Source organism: Desulfurivibrio alkaliphilus AHT 2 (genome assembly GCF_000092205.1).
GTDB lineage: Bacteria > Desulfobacterota > Desulfobulbia > Desulfobulbales > Desulfurivibrionaceae > Desulfurivibrio > Desulfurivibrio alkaliphilus.
Window position 1 is genome coordinate 777,944 of sequence record NC_014216.1, and the last position, 15,571, is coordinate 793,514.

Consider the following 15,571-nt stretch of genomic DNA (forward strand, 5'->3'; position numbering starts at 1 on the left):
CCGGTAAAGAAATTTGGTGGCAGGAAAAAAACTTCAAAAAGGAGTGGTCGTCATGTTCAAGCGTATGGTTGTCAATATGAAGCTGGGTACCAAATTGCTGGCCGGCATCGGCCTGACCCTGGTAGCCATGGTCCTGATTACCGCCATGATGGTGTCGGCCTCGCAACTGATCCTGCTTGGCTCCACGGTGGAGCAGGATATCCAAGCCTCGGCCGTCACGGTGGAAGGATTGCTCACACAACAGGCGGAACGGGCGCAGGCCATTGCGGCCACGGCGGCCGTGTTGCCGGAGATCATTGAGGCCGGAGTGCGCGGCGAACGTGAAGAGGCCCTGTCCCTGATGGAGCCGATCTACAACGAAATAAACCAGCGTTACGGCGTGACGGTGCTGCACTACATGCGCCAGGCGCCGGGTGACCGGTTGCGGGCCTTTGCCCGTTCCCACGATCCGGATAATCCCGGCGGCCGGGAGGTCACCTTCGGCCCGATCCTGGAGGCGGCCCGCAGCGGTGAAGCCATTGCCGGCTTCCGCACCACCAGCTACGGCCTGGGGATGCGCGGTTGGGTGCCGGTGTTTGCCGACCGGCGGGTAACCGGCGTCATGGAGGTCAATATTCCCTTTACCCCCGAATTACTCAGTGAAATCGAGCAGGGACTGGTGGACACCACCCTGGCCGTCTTCACCCCGGAAAACAACACCTTTCAACTGCAATCGGGCCGGGCGCCCATCCAGCCCACCGCCGCCCTCTTCGACCAGGCCCGCGAGGGTCTGAGCCAGGTGGAACGGGAGGGTGATCTGGCCTATGCGCTTTTTCCCCTGACCGATTATACCGGCAACGTCCTGGCGGTAATCGGCGTTTACCGGGATGTCGCCGCCTTCACCACCATGGTTGGCGACCACCTCTTCCGGCTGCTGGCGGTGATCATTGTTCTCGGCCTGGCCGTGCTGGTGGTCACCCTGCTGGTGGTCCGCTCCATTACCGGCCCCATCGGTCGGACGGTGCAGATGATCAAAGAAATGGGCCGGGGCCGGCTGGACAGCCGGCTTAAAATGGAGCGGGGTGATGAAATCGGGCAGATGGCTACGGCCATGGATGAGTTTGCCGACACCCTCCAGCACCAGTTGGTTGGTTCATTGCAGAAGCTGGCCCAAGGTGACCTGACCTTCGAGATCAAGCCTTATGACGACCAGGATATGATCGGCAACGCTCTGCTCAAGACCAACCGCGATCTTAACCGGATCGTGGGCGAGATCAATGCCGCCACCGAACAGATCGCCTCCAACTCGAGCCAGGTCGCCGGTTCCAGCCAGTCGCTGTCCCAGGGGGCCACCGAATCGGCCGCCTCGCTGGAGCAGATCACCAGCTCGATGACCGAGATGGCCTCCCAGACCAAGCTCAACGCCGAGAACTCCACCCAGGCCAACCATTTGGCGGGTGAGGCCCGTCAGGTGGCCGAGAGCGGCAACGAGCAAATGGAGAAGATGATGGAAGCCATGGCCGAGATCAACCAAGCTGGGCAGAACATCTCCAAGATCATCAAGGTGATCGACGAGATCGCCTTCCAGACCAACCTGCTGGCCTTGAACGCGGCGGTGGAAGCGGCCCGGGCCGGCCGCCACGGTAAGGGTTTCGCGGTGGTGGCAGAGGAAGTGCGTAACCTGGCGGCCCGCAGCGCCAAGGCGGCCAAGGAAACCGCGGAACTGATCGAAGGCTCGGTGGCCAAAACGGCAAACGGTACCGAGATCGCCGCCCAGACCGCCGAGTCGCTCAAGGAGATCGTAACGGCCATCACCAAGGCCACCGACCTGGTGGGCGAGATTGCCGCTGCCAGCAACGAGCAGGCCCAGGGGATCTCCCAGGTCAACCAGGGCTTGAGCCAGATCGACCAGGTAACCCAAACCAACACCGCCAACGCCGAAGAGGGTGCGGCGGCGGCCGAGGAGCTCTCCAGCCAGGCTGATCATCTGCGGGGTCTGATGGCCACCTTTACGGTTAAAGGTGGTTCACAAATGACACAATCCCGGCGCCAGAAGGCCCTGCCCGCAGCCCCGGCCCAGCATAAATCTGCGCATCAGGAATTCAAAGGCTGGGACCAAGCTGAGGACACCAATGGTCGCAAAACCCAGCCCAGCGAAGTGATCGCGCTGGATGACCGCGAGTTCGGTCGTTATTAAATAAACATGCCTGGGTGCCACCCAAAAGTGGCGCCCAGGCATAAGTTTTTGTTGAAAAAAACTGCTTGCTTGGCCCTCGTTGATGCTATCATTTCAGCATGGGCAACACCCGCTTTATGATGAAGCTCTTGAGCCGATATAAATAGGTTATGGTTACGGGGAACAAGGACTAGAAAAAAAGGAGACGGAACCATGCTGAAAAGTTTCAAATTAGGTGCCAAGATGTTGGGCGGCTTCACTTTGGTGGCCGCCATTATCGTCGTGGTCGGCCTCTTCGGTTTGCGGGGAGCCAATCAGTTGAACAGCCATCTTCACGAAATCGGTGAAGTTAACCTCCCCAGCATTAAAAGTCTGCTGGAGGTTGAAATTATCATGGAAGAGATCATACAGGTCCACCGGACCTTGATGACCGAAATGCTCAGCATGGAGCAAAGGCAACGTTACCTGAGTCAACTCAATGACTACTGGCAAATGCTGGATCAAACCTGGGCGCATTATATGACACTGCCGGCCACCATCGAGGAGGAGCGGCTTAGCAGCGAGTTTGAGCGGGAACTGGCTGAATTGCGACGGCTGGATCAGCAGTGGAGTCAGCTTAATCAAACTTTCCAGGATATTGAGATTCTTGACCCTGGTGACTTAGTGGCCAATTTGCAGCGTTTTCGCGGTGATCATTACGCCCTTGAAGTGAACGTAGCTGGCCTGTTGCTTAACAATCAGGAGTTCAGCGGGGGCGAAGATCCCACCGCATGTAATTTCGGGCGCTGGCTGGCCACCTTTTCCACCAACAACCGGGACATTCGCAGTATGCTCACCCAGATGCGGGGCAACCATGATCGTTTTCACCTGGCGGTGGCCCAAATTCGTGAGGCCATGCAGGCCGGTAACCAGGCTCGGGCCCAGAGAACATATAACGAGGTCATGCAGCCAGCTGCCAGGGGGGTGTTTGATTCCTTCAATCAGTTGATTGCCTTGGCCGGGGAGGCCAATGCCATGCGGGATCAGATGACGGAGATGGTATTGGGGCCCATGTATCAAGAGGCGCAGGAGGCCATGGATGTTCTCGAACGTTTGGTCGCAATCAACCATGAGATCGCCAGCGAGGCGGTGGCCCTAGCTGCCAGTGATGGTGTCCAGGTGCGGAGCGTGGCCATTATCGGTATGGCAATAGGTACCATCCTGGCCTTATTTCTGGGCTTTTTGCTGACCCGTGCTATTACCCAGCCCATCGGGCGGGTGGTTGCCATGCTCAATGAAATGGGCAAAGGCCGGCTAAACAACCGCTTGAACATGGACAGCAAGGATGAGATCGGCCAGATGGCCAAGACCATGGATGAATTCGCCGATAACCTGCAAAACGGGGTGGTGGCCGGCCTGCAGAAGCTGTCCCGGGGGGACCTGACCTTCGAGGGCAAACCCCATGACGAGCAGGATGTAATTGGTAACGCCCTGGTCAAGACCAACAATGATCTCAACCGGATCGTCGGCGAAATCCTGGCCGCCACCGAGCAGATCGCCGCCGGTTCGGGCCAGGTTTCAAGCTCCAGCCAGTCGCTGTCTCAAGGGGCCACCGAATCGGCGGCCTCGCTGGAGGAGATTACCAGCTCAATGACCGAGATGGCCTCCCAGACCAAGCTCAACGCCGAAAACTCTACTCAGGCCAATCAGTTGGCCGGGGAGGCCCGCCAGGCCGCCGAGAGCGGCAACGAGCAGATGGAGAAGATGATGGCGGCCATGGCCGAGATCAACGAGGCCGGGCAGAAGATCTCCAAGATCATCAAGGTAATCGACGAGATCGCCTTCCAGACCAACCTGCTGGCCTTGAATGCGGCGGTGGAAGCGGCGCGGGCCGGCCGCCACGGCAAGGGTTTTGCGGTGGTGGCGGAAGAGGTGCGTAACCTGGCGGCCCGCAGCGCCAAGGCGGCCAAGGAGACGGCGGAACTGATCGAAGGTTCGGTGGCCAAGACCGAAAACGGCACCGAGATCGCCACCCGGACCGCCGAGTCGCTTAAAGAGATCGTAACGGCCATCACCAAGGCCACCGACCTGGTGGGCGAGATCGCCGCCGCCAGCAACGAGCAGGCCCAGGGCATTGCCCAGGTCAACGAAGGCTTGAGCCAGATCGACCAGGTGACCCAGACCAACACCGCCAACGCCGAGGAAGGCGCGGCGGCGGCCGAAGAACTTTCCAGCCAGGCCGATCATCTCCGCGGCCTGATGGCCACCTTCACCGTCAAGGGCGGCAGTGTCTCCCGCCGGCAGCAACGAGCCCTGCCGGAAGCCCCCGAACCTCGGCCCAGCGGTGGCGGCCAGACAAGCTTCAAGGGCTGGGACAGCCTGGAGCCCAAAGCCGGACGCAAAACCAAGCCCAGCGAAGTTATCGCCCTGGATGACCGGGAGTTCGGCCGCTATTAGCGGCGGGATAGCGATCACGGGGTGCCGCAAGCTCCGGCACCCCGGCAAATTCAACACAGGGAAGGCACCATGACCGTAGCAAGCAAACTGCGAATTCTGCTGGCCGAAGATGCTCGGGCCATGCGCAAGATGGAGGTCAAGATCCTGGCCGAGGCCGGTTACCCCGAGGTGATCCAGGTCAATGACGGCCAGGAGGCCGTTGATCGGTTGACCGCCGGGGACCAGGTGGATCTGGTGATCAGCGACTGGTCCATGCCCAACATGGACGGCCTGCAACTGGTGCAGTGGCTGCGCGGGCAAGAGCAATTCAAAAACCTGCCCATCTTGGTGGCCACCAGCCACGGTGACCGGGAGTATATCGACGAGATCATGGCCGCCGGGGCCAACGGGGTGCTGCCCAAGCCCTTCACCGCCGAAGAACTGAAGGTGGCCATCGCCAAGGTGATGGGTTGGGCTCCGCCGGAGCAGCCCTCGTTGGTGGCGGAGAACCAGGGTCCTCAGCTCACCGAGGATGGTCGCCTGCTGCTGCGCCTGGCCCATATCCAGATCACCGATCATTTGGCCTTGGGGGTATTGAAGGAGCGGATTGCCAAGGGGGAGGAAACCCCGATCCATTTTGCCCTGGAAACCTGTTGCCAGGGGGGCTGGAACCCTTTGCAGGCCGAGCTTGAGAAGGGGCGGGTGGACGGCGCCCTGATCCTGGCTCCGGCGGCCATGGATATGTTCAATCACCGGGTGCCCATCAAGCTGGTACTGCTGGCCCATCGCAACGGCAGCATCTGTGTCCGCAAGCGCCGGGCGGAGGGAAGTGAGAGCGGCGAGATCGCCGAGGCCGATTTTTTCCGTCGTAAAAGTTTTTACCTGCCCCACAAGATGTCGATCCACAACCTGCTGGCCCATCATTACTTCAAGCAGTTGGGGCTCAAGGCCGGGGTGGCCAACGAGCCTGGGATCGATGTTTTGCTGGAGGTGGTGCCGCCGGTGACCATGCCGGAAGTGCTGCGCGACAACGACGAAGCGGCCGGTTTTCTGGTGGCCGAACCCATCGGCTCCCGGGCCATTGCCGCCGGTATTGCCGAAAAACAGTTTCTCTCCAGCGAGTTGTGGGACCACCACCCCTGCTGCGTGGTGGTCTTCCGCGATGAGATCATCGAGCAGCACCCGGAGGCGGTTCGGGAGTTCACCCAGATGATGGTCCGGGCCGGCCGAGCGATTCCCGCCGATCTCGACCAGGCGGCCCAGGTCGCCGTGCGCTTCCTCGACCCCCTGGGCACCTTGGGCCTCAAACCGGAACTGCTGGCCAAGGTGCTGGCCGATCCCGGCGGTATTGTCTACGACGATCTGTACCCCCGCCCCGAAGAGCTGGCCATCATCCAGGATTACATGCGCCGGGAGATGGGAATCGGCCGCCCGGTCGACCTGGAGAACTTTGTTGACCACCGCTTTGCCGACGAGGCCTGCCCGGAGGCCGCCGGCCGGAGTCATCAGCCGCCGACCTTCACCGGGGCCGTCGCCGAACAGGCAACCCCGAACCATCCGCAAACCCCGGCCCCGGCGGCTGCCGGTGAAAACAAGCCGGAGCCGGAGTTGCAACCGGAGCCGGAACCGGCCGCCCTACCAGCCGAAGGCGCCCAGCCTGCCCAATCTAGCGGACCCAAGAAAGCGACCGCGAAAAAGGCCGAAAAAGAGTCCTCCCGCCCCCTCGACGACGAGGATGAGTGGGATGAAGACGACGAGGATACCCAGAAGGACAAGTATCTTACCTTTCATCTCCACGGCGAGGATTACGGCCTGGAGATCCGCTTTGTCACCGAAATCATCGGTATCCAGAAAATCACCAAGGTGCCGGATATGCCCCACTTCCTGATGGGGATCATCAACCTGCGGGGCAAGGTGATCCCGGTGATGGACGTAAGGCTCCGTTTCAAGCTGCCGGAAAGGGAATACGACGAGCGCACCTGCATCATCGTGGTCGATATTGAGGGTACCGCCATCGGCCTGGTGGTGGATCAGGTCCAGGAAGTGGTGGATATCCCCGAAGATCAGGTGGAGCCGCCCCCCGAGTCCCGCCGGGGCAAAAGCAGCCCATTTTTGCAGGGCATGGGCAAGATCGGCAAGGAGGTCAAGATTTTGCTCAACGTGGAAAAACTGCTTTACGACGAGCAGTTGGAGAGCATCAAGGAAGTAGCCGGTGAGCGGGAATAAGCAGGCCAAAACAGCCAGGGAGTAACGTTATGAGTAAGCCCAGCAAATTCAATCTTAGTCTGAAGCAGAAAATGATGCTGCCCCTGCTGGTGGCGGTGCTGATTTCGGCCCTGCTGGCCATGCCTTTGGTGCAGCGGGAACTGGGCCGGTTGAGCAGTGGTTTCATTGCCAATGTGGTCAGCGATAAGCAGGAGGAAATCGACCGGGCCATCGACCGGGCCGCCGCCGATGCCCTGGAAAAGGCGGCGGTCTTTACCCGGCTGCCGGAGGTACTGGAGGCCTACGAACTGGCCCACCAGGGCGACATCAACGCCGAGGACGACCCTCATGCCCAACAGGCCCGCGAATTGCTGCGGCGGGAGTTGGGCGAGGCGGTGGCGGGATATGACGCCATTGTCGGGGAGCCCATGCAGTTGCATTTTCATCTGCCCAGCGGTCGCAGCCTGGTCCGTTTGTGGCGGGAGCGCCAGGTCCAGCGCAACGGTACCTGGGTGGATATTTCCGATGATATCTCAACTTTTCGCCCCACGGTGATGGAGGTCAACCGGAGCGGTCGGCCGGTGCAGGGTATCGAGGTGGGCCAGGGCGGTTTTGTGATCCGTGGGGTGGCCCCCATCCGCTCCCCCGGTGGCCGGCAGCTTGGTTCGGTGGAGATGCTGGCCGACTTCGACCAGCTTTTTCAGGCCGCGGTGGGCGCCGGTCAGCAACTGCTGCTCTATATGAATGCCGATCTGCTCAGTGTGGCCGGCCGGTTGCGGGATGCGCAACAATATCCCCTGGTGGACAACCGTTACGTGCTGGTCTCCGGCAGTGATGACGGTCGGGTCGAGCAACTGATCGACCTGGAGCTGCTGCAAACCGGGGCCCGGGGCATGGTGATGCGCCAGGCCGATGCCCGGATGCTGGCGGCCTTCCCGGTTAATGATTACCAGGGCAACCAGATCGGGATCATGGTCCTGGCCCAGGACACCAGCGCGGTGGCCGCCGGTATTCGCAATGTGCTGGTAATTCTGGGGCTGGTGGCCGGCCTGATCATGCTGCTGATCGTGGCCATCAATTTTCTCACGGCCCGGGCCATCACCAATCCGATCCAGCAAACCGTCACCATGATCCGGGAGATGGCCAAGGGGCGGCTGGACAGTCGCCTACACATGACCCGCACCGATGAGATCGGGGTGATGGCCAAGACCATGGATGAATTTGCCGACACCCTGCAAAACCAGGTGGTGGCCGGTTTGCAGAAACTGGCCCAGGGCGATTTGACCTTCGAGGCCCAGGCCCATGACGAGCAGGATGTAATCGGCAACGCCCTGGTCAAGACCAACGCCGATCTCAACCGCACCGTGGGCGAAATCCTGAGCGCCACCGAGCAGATCGCCGCCGGCGCCAACCAGGTTTCCAGCGCCAGCCAGTCGTTGTCCCAGGGGGCCACCGAATCGGCCGCTTCGCTGGAGGAGATCACCAGCTCGATGACCGAGATGGCCTCCCAGACCAAGCTCAACGCCGAAAACTCCACCCAGGCCAACCAGTTGGCCGGTGAGGCCCGCCAGGCCGCCGAGAGCGGCAACGAGCAGATGGAAAAGATGATGGCGGCCATGACCGAGATCAACGAGGCCGGGCAGAATATCTCCAAGATCATCAAGGTAATCGACGAGATCGCCTTCCAGACCAACCTGCTGGCCCTGAACGCGGCGGTGGAAGCGGCGCGGGCCGGCCGCCACGGCAAGGGTTTTGCGGTGGTGGCGGAAGAGGTGCGTAACCTGGCGGCCCGCAGCGCCAAGGCGGCCAAGGAGACGGCGGAACTGATCGAAGGTTCGGTGGCCAAGACCGAAAACGGCACCGAGATCGCCACCCAGACCTCCGAGTCGCTCAAAAAGATCGTCAGGGTCATCACCAAGGCCACCGACCTGGTGGGCGAGATCGCGGCGGCCAGCAACGAGCAGGCCCAGGGGATATCCCAGGTCAACGAGGGTTTGAGCCAGATCGACCAGGTAACCCAGACCAACACCGCCAACGCCGAAGAGGGCGCGGCGGCGGCCGAGGAACTCTCCAGCCAGGCCAACCACCTGCGGGGTCTGATGGGTGTTTTCACCATCAAGGGGGGGCAGCCTTCCCGCCGCCGGCAGGCCTTGCCGGAGGCTCCCGAATACCGGCCCGAACCCGGCGATCAGGGAAGTTTCAAAGGCTGGGACAGCGTGGAGCCGAAAGCCGGGCGGGGTAAGAAAGCCAGCGAGGTGATCGCCCTGGATGACCATGAGTTTGGTCGCTACTAAATGAACCAAGTGCTGACCATCAGCGACCGGGAGTTCAGCCTGATCCGCAACCTGGTTTACGAGCGCTTCGGGATCAACCTCACCGAGCAGAAGCGCTCTCTGGTGGTGGGCCGCCTGCAGAAACTGTTGCGGACGGAAGGTTACCAGACCTTCCAGGAGTACCATGAGGCCCTGGTGGCCGATACCAGCGGTGCGGCTTTGGACAAGCTGATCAACCGGATATCCACCAACTACACCTACTTCAACCGGGAACAGGCCCATTTCGACTTTTTCCACCAGGAGGTGCTGCCGGCCCTGATCAACAGACAACGCGCCAACCGGGAGCAGGATTTGCGGATCTGGAGCGCCGGCTGCTCCTCCGGTGAAGAGCCTTATTATCTAAACATCCTGATGATGGAGCAGTTGGGCGGAGAGTATGCGGCCTGGCGGGCCGGGGTGCTGGCCACCGATATCTCCGACCAGGCCTTGTGCAAGGCCCGGCGGGGGCTCTACGAGGATGACCAGGTGTCCCGGCTGCCGCTGCTGCTGCGCAACAAGTACTTTGACCGGCAGCCCAACGGCAGTTGGCAGGCCAGGGAAAACCTGCGCCGGGAGGTGACCTTCCGCCGCTTTAACTTGATGAACCGGCAGTTCTGCTTCAAAAAGGGGTTTCAGGTGATCTTCTGCCGCAATGTGATGATCTACTTCGATACCGCCACCCGGCAGGCCCTGGTGCGGCGTTTTCACCACTGCCTGGAACCCGGCGGTTACCTCTTTATCGGCCACTCGGAAACCCTGGGCCGGGAGCAGAGCGATTTTCAATACCTGATGCCCGCCGTTTACCGGCGCCGGTGAGTGGGAGAAAAAGTAAGTGATGCAACCCAAACGTAAAATCCGGGTGCTGGTGGTGGATGACTCCTCCCTGGTCCGCACCATTCTCAGCCAGGGCCTGGCCCTGGATCCGGCCCTGGAGGTGGTGGGCAGCGCCCCCGACCCCTACGTGGCCCGGGACAAGATCGTTGAGCTCAAACCCGACGTGCTGACCCTGGATGTGGAAATGCCCCGGATGGACGGGGTGGAGTTTCTGCGGCGGCTGATGCCCCAGTACCCCTTGCCGGTGGTGATGGTCAGCGCCCTGACCAAGCGGGGCCAGCAGATCACCCTGGACGCCCTGGAGGCCGGGGCGGTGGATTTCGTCACCAAGCCCAGCACCGACGTGGCCCGTGGCTTGAACGCCATGATGCTGGAGTTGCGGACCAAGATTAAAATCGCCGCCTCGGCCAACGTCAGCCACCATAAGGAAAAACGGGCGGCCCTGTTTGCCGGCAAGGTCATCAGTGCCCCCCAAGCCCTGGCCGAATCCACCGACAAGATCATCGCCATCGGTGCTTCCACCGGTGGCACCGAGGCGATCAAGGCGGTGATCAGCCGCTACCCGGCCAATACCCCGGGGGTGGTGGTGGTGCAACACATGCCCGCCGGCTTTACCAGGATGTTTGCCGAAAGGCTCAACGAGATCTGCCCCATGCAGGTCAAGGAGGCGGCCAGCGGTGACCGGGTAATGCCGGGGCGGGTGCTGATCGCGCCGGGGGAGCAGCATATGCGGGTGCTCCGTTCAGGCGGCATTTACCAGGTGGAATGCCGCCCCGGTGAAAAGGTTTCCGGCCATTGCCCCTCGGTGGACGTGCTGATGCACTCGGTGGCCGAGCAGGTCGGGCGCAACGCGGTGGGGGTGATGCTCACCGGCATGGGCCGGGACGGGGCGGCGGGAATGCTGGCCATGCGCCAGGCCGGTGCCCGCAATATCGCCCAGGACGAAAAGACCTCGGTGGTCTTCGGCATGCCCAAGGAAGCTTTGGCCAACGGTGGGGCCGAAAGGCTGGTGCCCTTGGACCAGATCGCCGAAGTTTCACTGTCGCTGTTGACTTAAAAGCGGTTGAGAAGAGGAGAAAGAAAAAAATGGCAAGTCAAATCAGTGCCGATCAGCTGGAAATAATTCGGGAATTCATCCAGGAGTGCACCGATCTGCTGGATCATCTGGAGCCGGTGATCGTCGGCTTCGGGGAGTTCACCCGGGACGGCGACTTCACCCCCGGAGAGGAAAATATGGCCATCCTGCACGAGGTTTTCCGGCTCTTTCATTCCATCAAGGGCAGTGCCGGTTTTTTGAATTTCAGCCACATGTCCACCACCGCCCATGCCGCTGAGAACCTGCTGGACAAAATCCGCAAGGGTGAAATGGCCATGAACGCCGGGCATGTGGACCTGCTCTGCGCCACCTGCGATTTCATGCGGGGCTGCCTGGACGAAGTGGCGACCGGCTACAGCGACGAGGGCATGGCCGCCAAGGCCGCCGAGTTGACCGGCAGCCTGAAACATTCCCTGGCGGCCGACAGCCCGGCGACCGCGCCGGCGGCCCCGGCTTCGAGTCCGGGTGCCGCGCCCAGGTCGGCCGGCGGGGCGGAAGCGGCGGCGGAGCTGGAAATCGAGGTAACCCCGGAGATGATTACCGCCTTCGTCCAGGAGGCCGGGGAGCAACTCCAGGCCCTGGAAGAGGGTTTTCTGGCCTGGAGCGACAAGGGCGAAGAGGCCACCGATATCGGTGAACTCTACCGCAAGATGCACAGCTTCAAGGGCAACTGCGGCTTTGTCGGGCTGGCCGATCTGGAAAGACTAAGCCACCGGATGGAAACCGTACTGGACGTGGTCAAGGCCGGCTCCGGCAAGGCCCGGGCCAAGCCCGCCGATGCCCTGCTCAACCTCTGCGATGTGCTGAAAGAGGCCCTGACCGACCTGGCCGCCGGGGGCCAAGGCAAAATCGACGGTCTTGATCTCTATCTTGACCTGCTCAACGACCTGATCCCCACCGGCTGGGGGGACAACCCGGTGCGGTCCAGGGCGCCCAAGCTGGGGGAAATTCTCTTGGCCCAGGGTCGCATCACCGAGGATACACTGGATGAGGCATTGAGTAGCCAGGCTCGGCCGCTGGGCGAGATCCTGGTGGAGAAGGGTGCGGTAACGCCGGAGGATGTTAACCAGGCCCTGGCCAGCCAGCAGCAGGCGGCGGGGGCACCACGGCCGGCGGCCGCCCCGCCGCCGGCGCTGAAAAGGCAGGACCTGCGGGTGGACCTGGAAAAAATCGATACCCTGATCAACCTCATCGGCGAATTGGTCATCTCCGAGAACATGCTGGTCAACAACCCGGACCTGGAAGGGCTGGAACTGGAGAACTTCGCCAAAACGGCCCAGCAGATGGGCAAGATCGTCAAAGAGTTGCAGGAAGTATCCATGGCCATCCGAATGATTCCGGTTTCCGGGCTGTTCAACCGGATGACCCGCCTGGTACACGACCTTTCTCGCAAGTCCGGCAAGAAGGCCGAGCTGGTGCTGGGCGGTACTGAAACCGAGGTGGACAAGACGGTGATAGAAAAGGTCACCGACCCGCTGGTGCATCTGATCCGCAACTCCATGGACCACGGCCTGGAAAATGGCGAAGAGCGCAAGGCCGCCGGGAAGCCGCCCACCGGCACCCTGCGCCTGAGTGCCAGCCACGAAGAGGGCGCGGTGTTGATCCGGCTGGAAGATGACGGCCGGGGGCTCAACCGGGATAAGATCCTTGCCAAGGCCCGCGAGAAGGGGTTGCTCGACGGCGATGGCAGCGAACTCAGCGACAAGGAAGTGGCGGCAATGATCTTTCAACCCGGTTTTTCCACCGCCGATCAGGTCACCGATGTTTCCGGCCGGGGGGTGGGGATGGACGTGGTCAAGCAAAACCTCAACCAGATCAAGGGTAAGATCGATATCGACAGCCAGCCGGGCCGCGGCACCGTGATCAACCTGCGGATTCCGCTGACCATGGCCATCCTCGACGGGATGATGGTCCAGGTCGGAACCAGCCGCTACATTATCCCCACCCTCTCCATCCGGGAGTCTTTCCGGCCGGCCCCCGAGGCCGTCACGGTCAACCCCGATGGCCTGGAGATGGTGAGGGTACGGGAGAATTTTTACCCGGTGATCCGGCTCCATGAGCTGCACCAGATCGAAGCGGCGGTGGAGGAGCTGGGGCAGGGTATTCTGGTGCTGCTGGAAAATCAGGATCGCTGTATCTGTTTGCTGGTTGACGAAATTATCGGCCAGCAGCAGACGGTGATCAAGGGGCTTTCCGAATATATCGGCAGAATTGGTCAGGCCAGCTGTGTTTCCGGCTGCACCATAATGGGCAACGGCGAGGTTTGCCTGATTCTCGATGTTGGCAGCCTGACGGAACTTTAACAACCTTGAGTAAAACGTACTGTTAAGCGAGGGGTGAAAGATGGAAGTCAAGAACCGGAAAAAGGTTGCGGAGGCTGTTTTGGTTGACCTCAGTGCGTTGAAAACCAATGCCAGTGGCAGGAATGGTCATGGCTGATAAACTGGCGGAGCATATCCGGGAGGCGCTGCCTCAAAGCCTGGCTCAATTGCGCCAAGCGATTGATGACAACAACCCCCGGGAGATGAGCCGCCAGGCCCATGCCCTGAAAAGTCCGCTGGCCACCTTTGGCGCCTTGGGGGCCTTCAGGCTGGCCCGGGAAATGGAATTGCGGGGGGAGGCGGGTGATATGAGCCGTTCTTTGGCCCTGCTGGTCACCCTTGAAGGTGAAACGCAGCGTATTATTGATTTTTTTAACGATCCTGACTGGCGGGATCAAGTTTAAACAGTGCCGCAGACATCAAAAGGAGAGACAGGATGAGAACACTGGTGGCGGAAGATGATTTTGTCAGTCGGACGGTTTTGCAGGAAATCCTGACACCCTATGGCACCGTCCACCTGGCGGTGGACGGTGAGGAGGCCCTGGCGGCCTACGAGCGGGCCATTACCACCAGACAACCCTACGATCTGATCTGCCTGGATATCATGATGCCGAAACTGGACGGCCAGGAGGTTTTGCGCCGTATTCGGCAGCGGGAGAAAGAGCTGGGCATCGGCGGCTCGGATATGGCCAGGATCCTGATGGTCACCGCCCTGGGGGACGCCAAGAACATCATGACGGCCCTGGTCAAGGGTTCCTGCGAGGGTTACCTGGTCAAGCCCATCCGGCGCGAGAAGCTGTTGGAGCAGTTGCGTAAACTGGACATGATCCAGGAATAAAACAGCCTGAGGCCGCCGGCATGTTGAAAAGCAAAGTGGTGGGAGTGGGCGAGTTCGCCGTTTCCAGCGATCCGGGGGAGGTGGTGAAAACCTTTGCCCTGGGTTCCTGTGTGGCGGTGATCTTTCTCCACAAGCCCACCCGCACCGTGGGGCTGATCCATGTCGCCCTGCCGGAATCGTTGATCAGCCCGGATATCGCGGCCAAGCGCCCGGGCTACTTTGCCGATACCGGGGTGGAGGCCATCCTCAAGGAGATGGGCAGGTGTACCGGGACCTGCAGCACCAAGCTGGCCCAGGGGATGGTGGTCAAGATGGCCGGGGGGGCCAACGTGATGGATGCCAACAACACCTTCAATATCGGTAAACGCAATATTTTGGCCCTGAAAAAGATCCTCTGGCCTTTGGGCATGGGGCCGGTGGCCGAGGATGTGGGCGGGGGGATCAGCCGCACGGTGGCGGTGACGGTGGGAACCGGGCGGGTGATGCTGTCGTGCGCCGCCAAGGGGGAGTGGGAACTATGAAAAGTAAAGAGCAAAAGGCGGCGATTGACCAGGCCATTGGCCGTTTGCCCCGCCTTTCCGCCGCCGCCATCCGCCTGTTACGCCTGGTCCAGGAGCCCGATCATGGCCTGGCCGAGGTGGTGGCCATCGTCAAAAATGATGCCCTGCTCACCTCCCGGGTTTTAATGGTGGTCAACTCGCCGGTTTATGGTCGCCTAAACAAAATAACCGGCATTGACCACGCGGTGTCCCTGCTGGGGGAAGACCTGGTGGTGGGGGCGGCCATGAAAGAGGCCGCCGGCCTGCTACTGGACAAAAAACTCGACGGTTACGCCGCCGAGGAGGGGGAGTTGTGGCGGCATAACCTGAAGACCGCCCTGGCCGCCAAGATCCTGGCCCGGCAAACCACCGGCAAGGTCGCCCCGGAACTGGCCTTTACCTGTGGCCTGCTCCATGACTTGGGCAAGGCGGTGATCTCCGATTACCTGGGGGATAACGCCGGCCGGATCCGCCGGGCGGTGGAACAGGGCAAAGTGGCCGATTTCCTCGCCGCCGAGCGGGTTTTGCTGGGGATTGATCATGCCGAGGCAGGCTTTACCATCGCCACCAAGTGGTCCCTGCCCGTTCCCCTGCCCGAGGTCTGCCGCTTCCACCACACCCCCGGCCAGGCCCCGCCGATGTGGCGGGAGTTACTCTACATTGTCCACCTGGCCGATATTGTTGCCATGCTCTCGGGGGTCGGCACCGGGGCCGACACCCTGCAGTACCACCTGGATAGAAATTATGAAGCTTACCTGACCCTAGACGAAAAGGGGCTGCCCATGGTGGTTTTGCAGGTGGAGGAGGAGTTTAGCAAGGTGGCGGAGGTTTTTTAGGAAGGAGTAACCGTGCACCA

At 61.2% G+C, this 15,571-nt stretch carries 11 protein-coding genes; all 11 read left to right on the forward strand.

All coding sequences use genetic code 11. From position 1 onward, the window contains the following. The first annotated feature begins 52 nt into the window (after positions 1-52). The 11 genes from DAAHT2_RS03365 (at position 53) to DAAHT2_RS03415 (ending at position 15,551) form a co-directional block, all read left to right on the forward strand. On the forward strand, positions 53-2,176 hold the full coding sequence (locus tag DAAHT2_RS03365) for a methyl-accepting chemotaxis protein (RefSeq protein ID WP_013162891.1): 2,124 nt from the start codon (positions 53-55) through the stop codon (positions 2,174-2,176). A 192-nt stretch (positions 2,177-2,368) separates the two neighbouring features. Further along, positions 2,369-4,591, forward strand: coding sequence for a methyl-accepting chemotaxis protein (locus DAAHT2_RS14210; RefSeq protein ID WP_013162892.1), 2,223 nt, complete (start codon positions 2,369-2,371; stop codon positions 4,589-4,591). Positions 4,592-4,660: 69 nt separating this feature from the next. Continuing rightward, on the forward strand, positions 4,661-6,796 hold the full coding sequence (locus DAAHT2_RS03375; RefSeq protein ID WP_013162893.1) for a chemotaxis protein CheW: 2,136 nt from the start codon (positions 4,661-4,663) through the stop codon (positions 6,794-6,796). 29 nt (positions 6,797-6,825) lie between these two features. Next, a complete protein-coding gene (locus DAAHT2_RS03380) occupies positions 6,826-9,069 on the forward strand; it encodes a methyl-accepting chemotaxis protein (RefSeq protein WP_013162894.1) in 2,244 nt (747 codons plus the stop codon). Then, on the forward strand, positions 9,070-9,903 hold the full coding sequence (locus DAAHT2_RS03385; protein ID WP_013162895.1) for a CheR family methyltransferase: 834 nt from the start codon (positions 9,070-9,072) through the stop codon (positions 9,901-9,903). 19 nt (positions 9,904-9,922) lie between these two features. Further along, positions 9,923-10,978 carry a protein-glutamate methylesterase/protein-glutamine glutaminase gene (locus tag DAAHT2_RS03390; RefSeq protein WP_013162896.1) on the forward strand — a complete coding sequence of 352 codons (1,056 nt, stop codon included), beginning with the start codon at positions 9,923-9,925 and terminating at the stop codon, positions 10,976-10,978. A 29-nt stretch (positions 10,979-11,007) separates the two neighbouring features. Beyond that, on the forward strand, positions 11,008-13,320 hold the full coding sequence (locus DAAHT2_RS03395) for a chemotaxis protein CheA (RefSeq protein ID WP_013162897.1): 2,313 nt from the start codon (positions 11,008-11,010) through the stop codon (positions 13,318-13,320). Between the two features lie 128 nt (positions 13,321-13,448). Continuing rightward, complete coding sequence (locus DAAHT2_RS03400) at positions 13,449-13,742, forward strand: Hpt domain-containing protein (RefSeq protein ID WP_013162899.1); 294 nt, start codon at positions 13,449-13,451, stop codon at positions 13,740-13,742. 32 nt (positions 13,743-13,774) lie between these two features. Then, positions 13,775-14,176 (forward strand): response regulator, encoded by a 402-nt coding sequence (locus DAAHT2_RS03405; protein ID WP_013162900.1) that lies wholly within the window; start codon positions 13,775-13,777, stop codon positions 14,174-14,176. Between the two features lie 20 nt (positions 14,177-14,196). Beyond that, positions 14,197-14,697 (forward strand): chemotaxis protein CheD, encoded by a 501-nt coding sequence (locus DAAHT2_RS03410; RefSeq protein WP_013162901.1) that lies wholly within the window; start codon positions 14,197-14,199, stop codon positions 14,695-14,697. After that, complete coding sequence (locus DAAHT2_RS03415) at positions 14,694-15,551, forward strand: HDOD domain-containing protein (protein ID WP_013162902.1); 858 nt, start codon at positions 14,694-14,696, stop codon at positions 15,549-15,551. The genes DAAHT2_RS03410 and DAAHT2_RS03415 overlap by 4 nt, the downstream gene beginning before the upstream one ends. Positions 15,552-15,571: the final 20 nt, after the last annotated feature.